The sequence below is a fragment of the Asticcacaulis sp. DW145 genome (assembly GCF_037101385.1).
GTDB classification, from domain to species: Bacteria; Pseudomonadota; Alphaproteobacteria; order Caulobacterales; family Caulobacteraceae; genus Asticcacaulis; species Asticcacaulis currens.
Genome location: NZ_AP029024.1, coordinates 1,125,411 through 1,142,246, shown reverse-complemented (window position 1 = coordinate 1,142,246; position 16,836 = coordinate 1,125,411). Strand labels below are relative to the sequence as shown.

Sequence of the window (16,836 nt, the reverse complement as noted above, 5' to 3'; positions counted from 1 at the left end):
GTTGGCTCATTTACCGACAGGGCTTCGATGCCGTCCAGCGGTTTTGAGGTCCACTAACCCGAAACGGCAGATGATTGCGCCTCTTCGAGCGTCCCCATGGCCTCAATAAAGCTCAGGCTGTTACCCGCCTGCGGCAGATCAAACGCAACACCATCAAAATCGCCATAGACCCATTTGTCCTCGCGCAGCATGCGCAGGGTTGCGCCATCGCGCGAGACGTCCTTTCGATCGACCTCGGTCATGGCCCGCGTCTCCCAGTCAGCGAGCAGCTTTTCGATGCGGCGGTGCATCGAGGTCAGGGTGCCGAGCGCACAGGCGCGGCCTTTGACAAGGGGTTGCGGCAGGTCTCGCAAGGCGGCGATCATTGCGGCCAGGCGGTCATGATAGAGGCGCAGGCCTTGGGGATTGAGGCTCATATCGTCCTTCCGATCTGTCAGCGAGAGCGGTGAGGTGCCACGCTGTTAAAGCTCTTGGCAAGGTGCCGATATTGGGTTTCACTGAACCGCCCACAGGAAGAACAACCGATGTGTAATCTCTACTCAATGACCAGCAATGAAGCGGCCATTCGCGCTCTTGCCCGGGTCCTCAAATCATCGGTCGGCAATCTGCCCCTGTTCGAATACATCGGGGCCAACGGCTTTGGCCCCATTGTGCGCAACACCGGCGAGGGCCGCGAACTGGCTATGTGCCGGTGGGGGATGCCCTCTCCGCCTTTTACGCTGAAAGGCAAAAACTACGATTCCGGGGTCACCAATATCCGCAACACGGACAAGCCCTACTGGGCCAAATGGCTGACCGATACCGCAAACCGTTGCCTCGTGCCGTTTACGTCCTTCTCCGAGCCCGATCAGGTTTCCGGCAGCAATGTCATCCACTGGTTCGCCCAAAGCCCCGAGCGCCCCCTGCTCTTCTTTGCCGGCATCTGGACGCCTCAGTGGACCTCCGTGCGCAAGGTCAAGGATGGCGAGACGACGGATGATCTCTATGCCTTCCTGACCACAACGGCGAATGCCGAAGTCGGCGCGGTCCACGACAAGGCCATGCCCGTTATTCTGACGACGGAAGCCGAACGGGAGCTTTGGATGACGGGCGCCTGGAGCGAGGTTCAGGCGCTCCAGCGTCCTTTGCCCGACGGTGGCCTGAGCGTCGTGGCAACGGGGCAACGCAAGGACGGGCCGCATCTGGATGAATTAAATACTCTTTCAGGCGGGACGCAAACGAATAGTCTTCTCTTTTGAGAGCGCAATCGCGATGGAGAAGGTCAATGTCCGGACGAACAACAAACCTTTAACAATGAGCGTGTTTGTGCCCTGAGGTACGTTACGTAAACGGCCTGCCACTTTAGAGAGGCTCGTTATCGCTAGTCCGATTAAAGACCATATCAATACCCACGCGGATCTGAGCAAATGAAGCAGGTTAGCGTCATTTATATCAACTATTGATTTGCATGAAAAACCGCTCAGGTCTTGGCCTTGCCGTCATAGGCGCGGTAACGTATCAAATGACAAGCTAAGATATAAAAGGGAGTTCGGACCGTGGCATACAGATTTGCGTCCTTCATCATGGCCGCGGCGTTCGTCCCTGCGCCTCCAGCGGCGACGGCCCTGGAGGCGGCCTCTGACTTTGCGCCCAAAATGACGGAAGTTGCCCTTTATGGTGACGCCCCCATTCCAAATTCGAAACCGGTGGCAGACACCGAAACAGGCGCGCAAAAGGGCTGGGTACAGAATGTGTCGCGGCCCACGCTTCAAATCTACCTGCCGTCACCGGCTAAGGCGACGGGCACCAGCGTCCTCATAATCCCTGGTGGCGGCTATTCGGGCCTGACATTCGATTACGAAGGCGTTCAGCAGGCGCAATACTTCATCGATCATGGCATTGCCGCCTTTGTCCTGAAGTACCGTCTCCCGAGTGACTCAACGATGGGGGATAAATCGATCGGGCCTCTTCAGGACGCACAGCAGGGTCTGCGTAACATCAGGCTAAACGCCAAGACCTGGAATCTCGACCCCGCGCGCGTCGGGGTGGTTGGGTTTTCGGCAGGCGGCCACCTCGCGTCGACACTGGCAACGCATTTTCAGAAGGCATATGTCCCAAACCCTGAGAATATAAATCTCCGCCCGGACTTTCAGGTGCTCATCTACCCGGTCATCAGCATGGATGCCAGGATCACCCATATGGGCTCAAGGACCGCGCTCCTCGGCGCATCACCGTCAGAGGCTCAGATTGAGGCGTTTTCAAGCGAGCGAAACGTAACGAACGCCACGCCGCCCGCTTTGATTCTCCACGCCGCTGACGACCAACTGGTGGACCTCGACAATAGCCTTGCTTATCTCGAAGCCCTTCGGCATGCAGGTGTCCCTGCTGAGGCGCGTATCTTCAGTAAGGGACAGCATGGCTTTCCTTTGTTGCCCCGCAGTACCTGGCAGGGTGCCATAATGGACTGGATCACCGCGAACGGCTGGCTCAGTCCGCGTAAACCGTAAGGCTCCCAAAAAGTAAAATCACGGCTGACCGCTGCCTTAGGCGAACGCGACGCTTATAACCTTATTGCCCCTTTTTTTGGCGGGTTCAGTGGAACGTGATCCTCATCTTGATGCCGTAGAAGGGACACTCGCCCTAAGAAGAGCCCTGTTCAAACCTAACGTCTGACCCTATCTTTGTGTCTATATGGCCGTAAAAACCACCCTCAATGCGACGAACCTTGCCTCCCTGGGCGCCGATCGGCTGGCGCAGTTGCTGATCGAGATCAGTGCGGGCGATGCCAACGCCAAACGCCGTTTACGCTTGGAACTCATAGGGCAGGATAGTCCATCGCGCCTCGTAAGTGAGGTCCAAAAACGTATAGCGGCGATTTCGGCCGCCGAAACGAGCGTGGGATGGCGCACTCTCAAAGGGTTTCGGGGCGATCTCAAAAGTCTTCATGATCTGATCTTGGGTCAGATAGAGCCGTCAGCTCCGAAAGACGCCCTTGAGCTTCTGTGGAAGTTTCTGGCCCTATGTAATGGCGTCATTGAACGAACAAATGACGCATCCGGGGAAATCCTGACGCTTTTTAAGACAATCCCGGCTGACATAGCGCGACTGGCGACGGATTTATCCTCAGACTGCGCAACCCTCATCGCGCCTGCGGCCCAAGCCCTCATGGCTAATCGTTATGGCCAGTCGGACGCACTGGTCTCGGGTCTAGCGGCGCAACTTGGGGAGATCGGTCTGAAAGCTTTACGAGCCGAATGTCTCACGGCGGCCAAATCCCCTGAAAAGGCCCCTTCGGCCCGGCCACGGAAAGTCTCGCGCTGGAAACGCCGTCAAATTCAGGCCACACAACTCCATCGCCGGACGCGGCAAGAAGTGACCCACATGGCGCTGGAAGCCATCGCGGACGCTGCAAACGACATTGATGCCTTCATCGACCTGCAAGCTGACCCCAAACAACCGAGCACAGCGTTTCGTATCGCGACGCGTCTGCACACGGTGGGACGCAACGTCGAAGCCCTGAGGGTACTCGATGCCGCTCGCGGGCAGCTCCACCTGACGGACCTCGCGTGGATTACGCTGCGCATCGAGATTTTGGAGGCCTCTGGCCAGTCTGATGGCGCGCAGGGCCTTCGTCTCCAGACCTTTCGACACACACTCGATCCGGTATATTTGCGCGCCTATCTCAAACGCCTGCCTGACTTCGAAGACGTCGAGGCTGAAGACGCCGAACTCGACGCTGCCATTATGGCGGGTGACGCGTCCGCCGCTCTCCGGCTCCTTATCCAGTGGCCGTCACTTGATCGAGCCGCACGTCTGGTCCTGGCCCGTTCGAAAGACATTAGTGCCGAAAACCGCGAGCGCCTCGAGTTCGCCGCGGATCGCCTCGCCGCGCGATATCCGGCGGCCGCCAGCCTTCTCTACAGGCGCATGGTCGAAGCCATATTGATATCAGCACTCACCGTTTATTATGCCGATGGGGCGAGATATGTTTGGGAGGCCGAACGGTTAGACGCCCGCATTCCCGATCAAACGGAAATAGAACCTTTTAGCGTCTGGATGAAGAGACTACGTGAGGCCTACCGCCATAGACATGACTTCTGGCAACGCGTTGAGGGGTGAGGCGATCGGCCCGACCGGTCATTGGCGGAAGGGTGCTGGTGACCTATACCCGGTAAAATCTTAGCGCTCTTTGTTAGGCGCCCCTGTTTCAATCGCAACTTCAAAGCCACGAGCGGTTTGTTTGAAGGTCAACTCCCAGCCGTGCAGACGGGTGATTTGCTGCGCCATGGCGAGGCCAAGACCTACGCCTGCAACAGACACCTGACCGGCGACAGGCTGACGCGCCTCATCCCCTCTGACAAAAGGCTTGGTCAGCAGTTCAGCCTGTTCCGGGCGGAAACCCTCGCCCTGATCGCGCACCCCAAAGCGAAGCCCCCCTTCGGCAATTATGGCAAAGACCGTCACCGGCGCCTGTCCATAGCGCAAGGCATTCTCGATAAGATTACACAGCAGACGTCGCAACGCTTCGCAACGCCCCGTGAGTATCTGTTCAGTGTCAGGCAGGCTGATCTCTACGCCCGCCTGCGCGTAGTCGGCAGCCGCCAAACTTATCAAGGCATTCAGCGAGAAAGGTTCCACCACTTCCGCTTCAAATCCTCTGGCGTACACCAAAAACTGCGACAGGATGCGCTCAATGCTTTCCACCTGACGTTCAGCAGTAAGACGCAGGTCCGTATCCGCGATGGAGGCCATATCCAGCGCCAGCCGCAGCTTGGCCAAAGGCGTGCGCAAATCATGAGAAATCCCCGCCAGAACCAGAGCGCGATTATCCTCGATCTCGGTCAGGCGCCCGGTCATGCGGTTGAAGCTGCGGCTAAGTTCGGCGATCTCCACCAGGCCTTGCTCCTCAAGCATCTGCGGTTTCTCGCTGACATAAACCCGGTCGGTGGCGTTTTGCAGCGCCTCCAGAGGGCGCAGCAATTGCCGCGACAACCAGACGGCCGCAGCAGACGCCAGACACACAGCGATCACCCCCAGCCAGATAATCATGCCCGTTGGCGCATAGAAGGGCGTGGATTTCAGACCAATCCAATAGGGGGTGCCGCCCAGAAAGATCTGAACCCACAGTTTACCCCTTGCATCTGTACGCCAGTCGAGATGCGCCTGTCCATTCAACCGCTCCGCCAGACTGCGCATAAAGGCGCGTTCCATATACCGCGGCCGGGGGCCCGTGCGGTCTGGCGGCTTATCCCCCTGCCACAGCGCCAGATAGCTCGACGCCTCAAGCCGTCGGATCAGCACGGGGCGGGCTTCGACGGGCAAGGTGTCGTAGGTTTCGGTCAGCACCGCCACGTTTTGCGCCAGCATGGCCGCTGCGCGGTCGATCTGAGGACGCACGATCAGAAAGGTCATGGCGGCGACGGTCAGGACCTGACTCACCGCGACAATCAGTATGGTCCCGGCAAGGCTCTGAAAGCGTAGCGAACGTAGCGGGATCACGGGCTTTTACCGTCCGGCGTGAAGACATAGCCATGCCCCCATACCGTCCTGATCCACACGGGATTGGCCTGATCATCTTCGATGATGCGCCTCAGCCGCACAATCTGAACATCCACGGCGCGATCGGTAACTTCGGCATCGCGCCCAAGGGCGAGATCAATGATGCGCGCCCGCGATAGGGGCCTGCCCGCGTGCATCACCAATGTCTTCAGAAGAGAAAATTCGCGCGTGGACAATTCGACCCCCTCGTCACCGCGCGTCAGTTGCATCCGCCCGATATCCAGCCGATACGGCCCAAAGCGTACCACCTCGGATGAAACGGCCCCCATCGGCTCCCCGGGGACGAACTGATGACGGCGGCGCACCGCCTCTATACGCGCCAGAAGCTCACGCGGCATAAAAGGCTTAGGCAGGTAGTCGTCCGCCCCCATCTCCAGGCCGACCACGCGATCGACCGGATCGCCACGCGCAGTCAGCATGATAATCGGCGTGGTGTCGCCTTCGCTGCGCAGCCGGCGGCAAACCGCAAGCCCGTCTTCACCGGGCATCATCAGATCGAGAATGAGCAGATCGAAAGTTTCGCGGGCCAGCAATCGGTTGAGGCTTTCCGCATCCGGCACGCAGCGCACAGAATAATGGTTTTCCGTCAGATAGCGTTGCAGGAGCGCACGCATTTCCTGATCGTCATCAAGAACAATGAGCCGGCCCTTTTGCGTCGTCATCTGCGCGTCATCCCAGTTCGCCCGTGTAATAGGCTAATTTACAGCTCTTAAAAAAAGCTGCATCCGCACAGATGTTACAAACCGTTACGCGGGGCGCCGCCTGTAACCGACTGTCGCAACAGAGCCCGAAGACGACATCATGGCGTAACAGGTCGGCGACGATGATGAAGGGGTAGTCGCGTCACCCTTCCCCTCCCTATCTCCTACAAAGGATTCCCCAATGAAAAAACTTTTGTCTGCGTCGCTGGTTGCTGGCCTCTCCACCCTTATGCTGACCGGTCTGATCGTGGCCCCCGTCCATGCGGCCGAAGGCCGTGTGAAAGCCCGCGGCGCCAACGGCATGGTCGCCGCCGGTACCCATAATGGCAACAGCTATGTGCGTGGTCACGGCGCCAAGACCAATTCGGACGGTTCGACCACGACCGGATCGGGCGCGGCCTTCAAGACCAATAAAGGCGCCGCCGGGGCCCGCGGTTCGGCCACGACCTACAACCCGGACGGCTCGGTCGAACATGAGGGCGGCTTCGCGACCTCCGGGGCGCGCGGCAATGTGAATTCGCAAGGTGGCTTCACCCGCAATGCCGACGGCACCTCTTCGGGGTCGCGCACCACCAACGCCACCAATGCCCAGAACGGCAACAGCTACACCGGCACCACGACCTATGATTCCACCAATGGCGTCTCGCATCAGTCAAGCTGCAAGGACGCGAGCGGTAACGCCATCGCCTGCCCGACGCGCTAAGGACTGCCCCCTTCGGGCCGTTTTCCCCCGGACGTGCCCACGTGCGCAAGCAGCGATATGGCCCCGCCCGCATCCCCCGTGCCGGGCGGGGCCTTCTGCACTGACTTAAGGATAATGCTATGAACTCTCGTCCAATTTTTTTTCTCTCGCTGGCCCTTGTTGCCGCCTGGCCAGTGTCAGCCCTGGCTCAGCCCTCCCGACTGGACCCTGACAGTGTGGCTCAACGCATCGAAATGGCGGACCTCAACCGCGACGGCATGGTTACCCGTCAGGAATTCCTCTCCTTTCGCAGTCAGTCGTTTTCAAAGTTCGATCGCAACCACGACGGCTCTCTCAGTGCTGCCGACCTGCCCGCTTTTGCCCGCCAGTCTGAGCGGGGAGAGGCCTTTCTGAAGATGATGGAGACCTTTGACCGCAACCATGACGGCCGCGTCAGCCGCACCGAATTCGTCAATGGGCCTACCCCTGTTTTCGACAATACCGACACCAACGCCAATGGCGTCATTGACGGCTACGAACTGAAACAACTCAAGGCGAAAGGCTAGTCGCATGTACAAGAGCGTCCCGCACCTGTCGGACCCCCTCACGGCCACCCCTGTGCTGGCGACCCTGGCGGGGCTGATCCTGATCGAAGCGACCATTGTCGTGCTGGCCTTGCGGCGCGGCTATGACACCGGCGAGGCCGCCGCGTCCGTTGCTGTGGGGGTAGGCAATATCCTGACCCGATCGGTCAACCGTGTGTTGATTGCGCTTGTTATGTCAGTGGTCAGCGAGCTGGCCCCCTGGCATTGGGATATCACCTCAGCCTGGACGTGGGTGGCGGGCTTTGTCGGGGTGGAGTTCTGCTATTACTGGATGCATCGGCTGGGTCATAGGGTCTGGTGGATGTGGGCCTCTCACGGCGTTCACCATTCCGCCAGCCATTTCATCCTGCCTTCGGCCATGCGTCTGCCGTGGACAGGGGTCTTTTCCGGAGAATGGCTGGTGTTCTTGCCTCTGGTTCTGATCGGGTGTCCGCCGATGGTGGTGGCCACACTTCTGGCGCTGAACCTGCTATATCAGTTTTTCCTGCACACCGAACTGTCGCCGCGCTGGGGTCCGCTGGAATACGTACTGAACACGCCCACCCATCACCGCATCCACCATGCGTCCAATGCATCCTGTCTGGACAAGAATTTCGGCGGTGTGCTGATTGTGTTTGACCGGCTGTTCGGCACCTTTGCGAGCGAAGAGGGCAATGAACCGCTCCGCTTCGGCCTGACCGCGCCCATTGATAGCCGCAACCCGTTCGTCATTGCTTTTGCGGGCTGGGGCCGCTTGTTCAAAGCCGTGAAAAACGAAAGAGGAGCCGTGCCGCGCCTGCGTCTTCTTCTCGGTCCCCCGCGCGACTGAGGCCGGCATGCCTCTTGTAAAAACGACTGTACCCGAAGACGCTGTAGGCTATTCATCGTTAGGCAACAGAGCTGGCGGTGAGAAAGTCAGCACTGCCCCTTCCCCTCTCGCGAAAGGTGCCGCTTGAGACTGAGCACTGGCACAGATCTGACTGATTAGGGTAGGACTGAATACTGCTCAAAGGCCAGTATCGCATCAGCGGCATACATCAGCGAAGGCCCTCCACCCATGTAGATAGCCATGCCGAGCACCTCTTCGACCTCCTGTTTCGTCGCGCCCAGTCGCACCAGTGCCTCGGTGTGATAGCCTATGCAGCCGTCGCAGCGGGTCGCAACCCCAATGGCCAGTGCAATGAACTCTTTCATCTTCTTGTCCAGCGCGCCCTCGGCGGTGGCGGCCTTCGCCAGCGCCGAAAAGCCCGCCATGGTTTCCGGAATATCCTTGCGCAGCGTCTTGATATTAGCCGACAGACGTGTGGTGATTTCAGGATAGGACTTACTCATTTGAAGCACCCCCCCGGCTTGGCGCCCAGCGCCTTGAACACCATGGCCGCCGGACAAAAGCCGGTGAAACTGACTTGAATCATATTGGCCCCGGCAAAGACGGTCAGCCACACCCAGTTCGGGTGGGCAAAATGCGCCAGCGCGACCGACACCAGCACGACGGTTCCGGCAAAGGCCAGAACGAGACGATCCAGAGACATGCGATTTCTCCTCAGGGTTTGATTTTGTGGGCGCCGATCAAATCGAGCGCGAGCTTTTCATAGAAGGGTTCGGACTTGCCGGACTTCACCTTGCCGATGAAGTATTTTTCAAAGCCCACCTTGGCGAGATGCACCCACTTGCCGGATGCCGACCAGTTGATGTTGCGCGGTGGAATCTGCGGCTGAGCAAAAAAGGCCACGCCGCCATCGCCGAAGTCGGCCAGACAGATGGCATTCCACGTCGCTTCGTGCGTCGGGGCCTTGCCCGCCAGTATTAGTTTGAAGTTGTGCGCGATGGCCGTGACCATGGACTCGATCATGAAGCCGGTCTTGGGCACACCCACAGGCACCCGTCGGCGCAATGGCCACGCAGACGCCCAGTGCAAATATGTTAGGATAGGTCGGATTGCGCTGATGCTTGTCCACGAGAATAAACCCGCGCGGGTTGGTCAGGCCTTCGTGCCCGCGCACGGCCTCAACACCCCTGAAAGCCGGCAGCATCATCGAAAAACCGAAGGGCAACTGATGATGCCCCTTTGTCGAGCCATCTTCATTGACCTCTTCGACATGCACCAGGCCGGCCTCGACCTTTTCGACCCTGGCATTGGTGATCCATTTGATGTGGCGCTGGCGCAGTTCACTTTCCAGCAGACCCTTGGTGTCCCCCACACCATCCAGTCCCAGATGCCCAACATAGGGTTCGGAGGTCACAAAGGTCATTGGCACCTTATCGCGCACCTTGCGTTTGCGCAGTTCGGTATCAAGGATGAGAGCAAACTCATAGGCGGGCCCGAAGCACGAGGCCCCCTGCACCGCTCCGACCACTATGGGCTTCGGGTCCCTGACAAAGGCCTCAAACACATCTGACGCGGCCAAGGCGTGATCGACGTGACAGACCGATTGGGTGAAATGCTCCGGACCAAAACCTTCGATTTCGTCAAACGCCAGTTCCGGTCCTGTCGCAATGACCAGATAGTCGTAAAACAGCTCCATTTCCGTCGAAAGGGTGACCTTGTTATCTTTGGGATGGATGGCCTTTGCCCCGCAGGTAAAGAATTCGATGCCCTTGCGCCGGAAGATGTGAGTCAGATTGACTTCAATGGCTTCGCGCGTGCGCCATTTGACGGTGACCCACGGGTTTGACGGTACAAAATGGAATGTGTCACCCTTATTGACGACGGTGACATCGGCCTTGTTGCCGACCGCTTCCTTGATCTCAAAGGCAGCAATCGTACCGCCCAACCCCGCACCCAGAACCACGATGCGCGGCTTTTGACCTGTATTGGCCATGACTGACCTCCCTGGTGTCCACCCGGTTTACCGCCCGCCCACTCCCGCGGAGGCCCATTAAAAACAGTGGACTTGCGTTTAATTGCATATTATCTTAACTACGCTATATCGAAACTTCAAGCGCTTTTTTTGAGGCCCCCATGTTCGGACTGTTTAAACCGCAAACCCCCATCACTAACCTGACCCCGGCCGAGGTACACAAAGGGCTCCAGACCAAAAAAATCCTGCTGATAGACGTGCGCGAACCGTCTGAGTTTACGTCCGAGCACATAAAAGAGGCTATCAACCTGCCTCTGTCGAGCCTCAGCAAGGACGCTCTGAAGACCGTCACCGCCGGAGCCGGTGAACGTACCGTGGTCATGCAGTGTCTGGCGGGTGGGCGTTCAGCGCAGGGCGTCAAGGCCTGCCGTGACTTCGGCGAAAGCGTCGATCATCACCTTCAGGGCGGCATCAATGCCTGGAAGGCCGCCGGCCTGCCGACCGTCCGCTAAGCCCATAAAAGAGACATGACCGGAGAGTCACTATGCGCCGCGCCGCCGCTTCGTCCCTAACCCTTATTCTGTCCGCGCTTGCTCTGACCGGTCTATTGGCCTGTTCGGAGAACCACTCCGAGGCCACAACCAGCGAACGAGCATCAGAGCCCGCACCAGAGAAGGCCGCAGGCGACCTGCTTAGCGTCGCCACGACCGACATCGACGATATCAAGCGCCTGTCGGCTACGCTGACGACGCGCGATATGGGCGAGGCCGTAGCGCGGATTCCCGGCGTGCTTATCACCCTGAATGTGCGCGAAGGCGACACCGTCGCCAAGGGACAGGTCATTGGCGTGGTCAAGGACCAGAGGCTGAATTTCGAAGCCAGCGCCTACACGGCGACCGCGCTTCAGGCGGAGGCCGACTACAAACGCATCAGGACGCTGTATGACAAGGGCGTCTACGCCAAGGCGCGGCTGGAGCAGGCGGAATCGGCCTGGAACGCGGCGCAGGCGCAGCGTGCAGCGGCGGGTGAACTGGCCGGTCAGGGCGTTATTCGCGCCCCGGCCTCTGGAGTGGTCGTGAAGGCCGATGTCCCTGCCGGGGCCGTGGTTATGGCCGGTCAGTCGGTGGCGACGGTAACCGCCGGGCCACGCGTCGTGCGCCTGCAACTGCCCGAACCGCAGGCGCGCGCGCTCAGCGTGGGGCAAAGTGTGCAACTGGAAGCTAATGCCCTGACCGCTTCGGGCACGCTCAGCCAGATCTATCCGGCGGTCGATAAAGGGCAGGTCATTGCCGATGTCACTCCGGCGGGGCTGGATCAGGTGCTGGTGGGTGAGCGCGTAATTACCTCGCTCAGCCTCGGCAAACGTCGGGGCATTCAGGTGCCGGCCGCCTATGTCGCCACTCGCTACGGCCTCGACTATGTGCGTCTGGTCGCCCCTGACCGCACCTTCAGCGAGATACCGGTGCAGACCGCGCCGCTTTCAGCGGGACAGGTGGAAATCCTCAGCGGGCTTAAGGACGGGGACACACTGGCCCCCTATGGAGCGGCGAAATGAGCGACGCCAAGTTAGGACTGTCGGGCCGCCTGACCAGGGCGACGCTGAACTCACCCCTCACGCCTCTGGCCCTGCTGGTGGCCGTGTTTGTCGGCCTGATGGCGGTCATGTCCATCCCGCGCGAGGAGGAGCCGCAGATTTCGGTGCCCATGGTCGATATTCAGGTGGCGGCGGCCGGGCTGAAGGTTAGTGACGCCAAGGAACTGATCGCCAGACCTCTGGAAACGATCGTTAAAAGCATCAACGGCGTCGATCACGTCTATAGCTTTATCGAAGACGACGCGGTGATGGTGACGGCGCGCTTCAAGGTGGGCACGGATCCCGACTCCGCCGCCGTGCGCATCCATGAAAAACTGCGCGCCAATGCCGATAAGATCCCAAACGGCATCCCCGAACCGCTCATTTCGACGCGCGGCATCAATGACGTGCCGTCGATGATCATTACCCTGTCGCCCACCCGCGCTGCCGGAGCGCGTATCGATGATGTGGCGCTGTACGGACTGGCGCTCAAACTGCGCAGCGAGCTGGCGAAGGTGGACAATGTCGGCCTGACCTTCCTCACCGGTGGCCGCCCGGAAGAAATCCGCATCGAGCCGGACCCGGCGCGCATGAGCCTGCACGGCGTGTCCCTGACGGCGCTCACTCAGGCGATTTCAGCGGCCAACCAGACCCTGCCCGCAGGCCCGGTGCGCGATCATGGCCAGACGCTCGACCTCAAGGCCGGGCGCTCACTCAGCAGCGTCTTCGACGTGGGGCAGATCACCGTGACCTCGGTCAGCGGCCAGCCGGTTTTGGTGCGCGACGTCACCACTATCGTGCAGGCTCCGCGCGAGGATCAGGCGCGGGTGACCCGCTATCGCCAGACGGCGCACGGTATTGAGGCCGCGCCTGCCGTGTCATTGGCCATCGCCAAGCGTCAGGGGGCCAATGCGGTCATCGTCTCCGAGGCCATCCACAAACGGCTTGAGGCGCTCAAAGGCACGCTGATCCCGTCGGGGGTTGAGGTGTCGATTACGCGCGACTACGGCGAAACGGCCAATGAAAAGGCCAATGAGCTGCTGTTCCATCTGGGGATGGCCACGGCTTCGATCGTCGTGCTGATCGGATTTGCCATCGGCTGGCGCGAAGCCGCGGTGACCGCCGTGGTGATCCCGACCACCATCCTTTTAACGCTGTTCGCCTCGAACCTGATGGGCTTCACCATCAACAGAGTCAGCCTGTTCGCGCTGATCTTCTCCATCGGCATTCTGGTCGATGATGCCATCGTGATGATCGAAAACACCGCAAGGCACTGGGGTATGAACGATGGCCGAAGCCGCGCTCAGGCCACCATCGAAGCCGTGGCAGAAGTCGGTAACCCGACCATTGTCGCCACCCTGACCGTGGTGGCGGCGCTGCTGCCCATGCTTTTTGTCTCCGGTCTGATGGGGCCCTACATGGCCCCCATCCCGGTCAATGCCTCGGCGGCTATGGTCTTTTCGTTCTTTGTCGCGGTGATCCTCGCGCCGTGGCTGATGATCCGCTTTGCGCGCAAGACGCTGAGCGACGGCCAATCGCACGACCACGAAGGTTTTATCGGCCTCCTCTATCGCCGTGTGGCGTCGAAGGTCATCGCCACGAAAAAGACGGCCTGGACTTTCCTGTTGCTGGTTGGGGCCGCCACGCTCGTGTCGATGAGCCTGTTCGGCTTCAAGGTGGTGACGGTCAAATTACTGCCCTTCGACAACAAGTCGGAGCTTCAGGTCATTGCCGACCTGCCCGAAGGCACGTCGCTGGAGATGACGCAGCGCGTGCTGGCCGAGGCCGCGCGGGTGAGCGCCGGTCTGAAAGAGGTTAAAGCCATCGACGCCTATGCCGGTACCGCCACGCCGTTCAACTTCAACGGGCTGGTGCGTCACTACTATCTGCGTAGGCGCCCGGAACAGGGCGATCTCAATGTGTTGCTGGCTCCCAAGGGCGAGCGCTCGCGCGCCAGCCATGCCATTGCACTGGACCTGCGCCAAAGGCTGAAGGCAGTGACCCTGCCTGCGGGTGGTGTGTTGAAGGTGGTCGAGGCGCCGCCGGGACCGCCGGTCATGGCCACCCTGCTGGCCGAAATCTACGGGCCGGATGCCGCCACGCGGCGCGCCGTGGCCGAAAAGGTCAAGGCCATCTTCAAGGACATCGACTTCATCGTCGATGTGGACGATTCCTACGGTCTGCCGCGCCCGACTCTCAACGTCGCACCTGATCGTGCCCGTCTGGAAAGCCTCAGAGTGTCGGAAGGCGAACTCTATGCCTCGGTCAATACGCTGATGAACGGGCAGGTTCTGGGCTACGCGCAGCAGGCCGGGCGCAGCGGCGAAGGCCGCGAACCGCTGGAGATCGCGCTCCGCCTACCTCAGAATGCGCGCTATGTCAGCGAAACACTTGAGTCCATGCCCGTGGCCACCTCCGGCGGACGACTGGTGGCGCTAAACGAGATCGCCGCGTTTGAACGCGGACAGGGCTCGACCGCCTATTTCCGCCGCGACGGACGCGATGCCGACATGATCATGGCGGAGCTGGCCGGGCGTTATGAGGCGCCTATCTATGGCCTCGGTGCCGTCAATGACGCCATAACTGCCGCCGATTGGGGGAACCTGCCGAAGCCGGTGATCCGCCTCAATGGTCAACCCGAAGACGAAACCCGTCCCACCGTGTTGTGGGACGGCGAATGGGAGATCACCTGGGTCACGTTCCGTGACATGGGCGCGGCCTTTGGGGTGGCACTTCTGGGCATCTATATTCTGGTGGTGGCGCAATTCAAAAACTTCCGCCTGCCGCTGGTCATACTGACGCCGGTGCCCCTGACGCTGATCGGCATTGTCATCGGGCACCTGTTGTTTGGCGCGCCGTTTTCCGCCACCTCGATGATCGGGTTTATCGCTCTGGCCGGGATTATCGTGCGCAATTCGATCCTGCTGGTCGATTTCATCCGCCATGCCGAAAACGAAGCTGACGGTCACAAACGCCCTCTGCGTGAGGTGCTGCTGAAGGCCGGGGCCACGCGCTTCAAGCCCATCCTACTGACAGCGCTGGCGGCCATGATCGGGGCCAGCGTTATCCTGTTTGACCCCATCTTTCAGGGGCTGGCCATCTCGCTGCTGTTCGGGCTTTTGTCCTCGACGCTTCTGACCGTACTGGTTATTCCGGCCATCTATGTTGTCTTCAAGGACGACCTTAAAGAGCGAGTTAAGTCATGACTGTCACCACGCAGGACCTGCAAAACCTGAAGCCGAATGTGCAGCGGGCGACGCGGATGCTCAAACTACTGGCCAGCGAACATCGCCTGATGATCCTGTGCCGGCTGTTTGAGGGGGAAGCCAGCGTCTCCGACCTGGCGGATCATCTGGGGCAGTCCATCGCGGGCACCTCACAGCACCTGGCCAAGATGCGGGCGGAAAATCTGGTGGCCACGCGCCGAGCCGGCCAAACCATTTACTATACTCTCAGCGATCCCGCAGCTAGAGACGTCGTCAGCACGTTGTGCCAAATCTACAAATAGTTGAGGAACCGTTTGCCTTTTCGGACATGATCGGATGCCTGTTCATCGATGTTTTTTTCTAAAAGTTGTAGTCAGGATCGAATTTTAAGGAAATAGTTTCAGAGAAATCCTCAGTCGTGTTTTGAAATTTCAACCTGTGATACAAAAACATACAAGAATATCTAATTCTTTTGGGGTTTAAACTACAATTTTCTTACCCGGCCGCAGTTAGTCAATATTAAGCCGAGGCGGTCTCTGATCCGATGAACAATCGATCGATCCGACCGCGTTAACGGCAATCTCCTCATTTAAAACAAATTCGGAAATTGCGAAATCGTAACAGCCCAAGACTCCTGGACCGTTGGTGTGGAATCGGGGACGACGTAAAGCCCCACGCGTCAGACCGGCCGCCAAATTGCGATAAATCCCCCATTTCGGTCATCTGGGCCGCAGTTCACGACCCATCAGACCGGCTTCAGTTTCCAGGCGGCGCTGACGCGGTCGCGCTGTACGAGGCCCGCCACCGGTAATCTCAAAGCCTCCTGATCGTCGAAGGACAATCACAGCACAGCATCGGCCTCCCGGCCGGTGCTGTCTATTCGTTGGCGATCTTTAACCCTCCAGAGAATACGAACGTTTACAGCCTTCGCCGCGATCGCCTGCAGATCGCGGTCAGACCTTCGCGTCCTCAACCATCCCACAGATGGCTGAGCCAATCCCATCTTCGCTGTATCCCCTCTGTTAGCGATTCGCCGCCGAAGACCAAATCCGCCATTGGCGTGACCCAGGCTGCCATCGACCGGGCCTCCTCCTGCTCGAGGCCTCTATGGTCGAGAGGAGGTCATGGCTGAACAATTTGCCGCCATCCTGTCGCGACTGAAATCCGCTTCCGGCATCTATGACCTGATTGTCAGAGCTTTAAGGAGCAGCTTCGCCACCGAGCGCGAAGAACATGAACTGGCCGTCACACGACTGACTGGGGAGATCGACCACTTAGGTAAGCGTATCGAGGCCGTCTACACAGACAAGCTCGATGGGAAGATAAGTGCCGAATACTACAAACGTGCGTCGAGCCAATGGCAGGATGAGATGCGGCGACGCCACGACGAACTGCGACGGTATCAGGAAGCCAGCGAGGCCTACATGAATGAGGGTGTGGATCTGCTTATACTCGCCCGAGACGAGGAGGAAATCTTCCAAAAGCACGAGGGCGCATCGCGAAAAAGGCTGCTAAATTTCGTACTATCGAACTGCACCTGGAAGGACGCTCAACTTTCAGCAAATTTCCGAAAGCCGTTTGATTCGCTTCTGAAAACACTACCATGCAACACCACCCAAATTTGGGCGATTGGTATGATGATGCAGGAAAAGAAAATTGGCTGGGGAACTAGGACTCGAACCTAGAATGACGGTACCAAAAACCGGAGTGTTACCATTACACCATTCCCCAGCAGGTCCTAAGAAAGTCTC

Annotated in this window: 17 protein-coding genes and 1 tRNA gene; 11 read left to right on the top strand and 7 right to left on the bottom strand. The window is 59.2% G+C overall.

The window, feature by feature from the left end; genetic code table 11:
• Window positions 1–53: 53 nt before the first annotated feature.
• Window positions 54–416, bottom strand: coding sequence for a hypothetical protein (locus AACH73_RS05365; RefSeq protein WP_338735639.1), 363 nt, complete (start codon window positions 414–416; stop codon window positions 54–56).
• 108 nt (window positions 417–524) lie between these two features.
• Between AACH73_RS05365 and AACH73_RS05360 the strand changes: the two genes are divergently transcribed.
• The 3 genes from AACH73_RS05360 (at window position 525) to AACH73_RS05350 (ending at window position 4,098) form a co-directional block, all read left to right on the top strand.
• Window positions 525–1,238 carry an SOS response-associated peptidase family protein gene (locus tag AACH73_RS05360; protein WP_338735638.1) on the top strand — a complete coding sequence of 238 codons (714 nt, stop codon included), beginning with the start codon at window positions 525–527 and terminating at the stop codon, window positions 1,236–1,238.
• A 297-nt stretch (window positions 1,239–1,535) separates the two neighbouring features.
• On the top strand, window positions 1,536–2,486 hold the full coding sequence (locus AACH73_RS05355; protein WP_338735637.1) for an alpha/beta hydrolase: 951 nt from the start codon (window positions 1,536–1,538) through the stop codon (window positions 2,484–2,486).
• 184 nt (window positions 2,487–2,670) lie between these two features.
• The gene (locus tag AACH73_RS05350) at window positions 2,671–4,098 is read left to right on the top strand and encodes a DUF6880 family protein (RefSeq protein WP_338735636.1); all 1,428 of its coding nucleotides are present in this window, start codon (window positions 2,671–2,673) and stop codon (window positions 4,096–4,098) included.
• Window positions 4,099–4,158: 60 nt separating this feature from the next.
• Here AACH73_RS05350 and AACH73_RS05345 read toward each other — a convergent pair whose 3' ends face one another.
• Window positions 4,159–5,478, bottom strand: a complete 1,320-nt coding sequence (locus tag AACH73_RS05345; RefSeq protein ID WP_338735635.1) for an ATP-binding protein — start codon at window positions 5,476–5,478, stop codon at window positions 4,159–4,161.
• Window positions 5,475–6,200 (bottom strand): response regulator, encoded by a 726-nt coding sequence (locus tag AACH73_RS05340; RefSeq protein ID WP_338735634.1) that lies wholly within the window; start codon window positions 6,198–6,200, stop codon window positions 5,475–5,477. The genes AACH73_RS05345 and AACH73_RS05340 overlap by 4 nt, the downstream gene beginning before the upstream one ends.
• A 220-nt stretch (window positions 6,201–6,420) precedes the next feature.
• Between AACH73_RS05340 and AACH73_RS05335 the strand changes: the two genes are divergently transcribed.
• The 3 genes from AACH73_RS05335 (at window position 6,421) to AACH73_RS05325 (ending at window position 8,334) form a co-directional block, all read left to right on the top strand.
• The gene (locus AACH73_RS05335) at window positions 6,421–6,942 is read left to right on the top strand and encodes a hypothetical protein (protein WP_338735633.1); all 522 of its coding nucleotides are present in this window, start codon (window positions 6,421–6,423) and stop codon (window positions 6,940–6,942) included.
• Window positions 6,943–7,061: 119 nt separating this feature from the next.
• A complete protein-coding gene (locus AACH73_RS05330; RefSeq protein ID WP_338735632.1) occupies window positions 7,062–7,487 on the top strand; it encodes an EF-hand domain-containing protein in 426 nt (141 codons plus the stop codon).
• Between the two features lie 4 nt (window positions 7,488–7,491).
• The gene (locus AACH73_RS05325) at window positions 7,492–8,334 is read left to right on the top strand and encodes a sterol desaturase family protein (protein ID WP_338735631.1); all 843 of its coding nucleotides are present in this window, start codon (window positions 7,492–7,494) and stop codon (window positions 8,332–8,334) included.
• Between the two features lie 155 nt (window positions 8,335–8,489).
• On the opposite strand, the gene AACH73_RS05320 is transcribed toward AACH73_RS05325, so the two are convergent.
• The 3 genes from AACH73_RS05320 to AACH73_RS05310 all read right to left on the bottom strand — a co-directional run bounded on the left by AACH73_RS05320 (window position 8,490) and on the right by AACH73_RS05310 (window position 10,327).
• Window positions 8,490–8,837 carry a carboxymuconolactone decarboxylase family protein gene (locus tag AACH73_RS05320; protein ID WP_338735630.1) on the bottom strand — a complete coding sequence of 116 codons (348 nt, stop codon included), beginning with the start codon at window positions 8,835–8,837 and terminating at the stop codon, window positions 8,490–8,492.
• The gene (locus tag AACH73_RS05315; RefSeq protein ID WP_338735629.1) at window positions 8,834–9,037 is read right to left on the bottom strand and encodes a DUF2892 domain-containing protein; all 204 of its coding nucleotides are present in this window, start codon (window positions 9,035–9,037) and stop codon (window positions 8,834–8,836) included. The genes AACH73_RS05320 and AACH73_RS05315 overlap by 4 nt, the downstream gene beginning before the upstream one ends.
• A gap of 108 nt (window positions 9,038–9,145) precedes the next feature.
• Window positions 9,146–10,327 carry an FAD/NAD(P)-binding oxidoreductase gene (locus tag AACH73_RS05310; RefSeq protein WP_338735628.1) on the bottom strand — a complete coding sequence of 394 codons (1,182 nt, stop codon included), beginning with the start codon at window positions 10,325–10,327 and terminating at the stop codon, window positions 9,146–9,148.
• Between the two features lie 140 nt (window positions 10,328–10,467).
• Here AACH73_RS05310 and AACH73_RS05305 point away from each other — a divergent pair, with 140 nt between their 5' ends.
• The 5 genes from AACH73_RS05305 to AACH73_RS05285 all read left to right on the top strand — a co-directional run bounded on the left by AACH73_RS05305 (window position 10,468) and on the right by AACH73_RS05285 (window position 16,770).
• Window positions 10,468–10,818: a rhodanese-like domain-containing protein gene (locus AACH73_RS05305; RefSeq protein WP_338735627.1), complete on the top strand. Its 351-nt coding sequence runs from the start codon at window positions 10,468–10,470 to the stop codon at window positions 10,816–10,818.
• Window positions 10,819–10,850: 32 nt separating this feature from the next.
• The gene (locus tag AACH73_RS05300) at window positions 10,851–11,861 is read left to right on the top strand and encodes an efflux RND transporter periplasmic adaptor subunit (protein ID WP_338735626.1); all 1,011 of its coding nucleotides are present in this window, start codon (window positions 10,851–10,853) and stop codon (window positions 11,859–11,861) included.
• Window positions 11,858–15,085 (top strand): efflux RND transporter permease subunit, encoded by a 3,228-nt coding sequence (locus AACH73_RS05295; RefSeq protein ID WP_338735625.1) that lies wholly within the window; start codon window positions 11,858–11,860, stop codon window positions 15,083–15,085. The genes AACH73_RS05300 and AACH73_RS05295 overlap by 4 nt, the downstream gene beginning before the upstream one ends.
• Window positions 15,082–15,387 (top strand): metalloregulator ArsR/SmtB family transcription factor, encoded by a 306-nt coding sequence (locus tag AACH73_RS05290; protein WP_338735624.1) that lies wholly within the window; start codon window positions 15,082–15,084, stop codon window positions 15,385–15,387. Before AACH73_RS05295 ends, AACH73_RS05290 begins: the two co-directional genes overlap by 4 nt.
• Window positions 15,388–16,209: 822 nt before the next feature.
• Window positions 16,210–16,770, top strand: a complete 561-nt coding sequence (locus tag AACH73_RS05285; RefSeq protein WP_338735623.1) for a hypothetical protein — start codon at window positions 16,210–16,212, stop codon at window positions 16,768–16,770.
• On the opposite strand, the gene AACH73_RS05280 is transcribed toward AACH73_RS05285, so the two are convergent.
• Window positions 16,743–16,816 (bottom strand) — tRNA-Gln (locus tag AACH73_RS05280). The genes AACH73_RS05285 and AACH73_RS05280 overlap by 28 nt on opposite strands.
• Window positions 16,817–16,836: the final 20 nt, after the last annotated feature.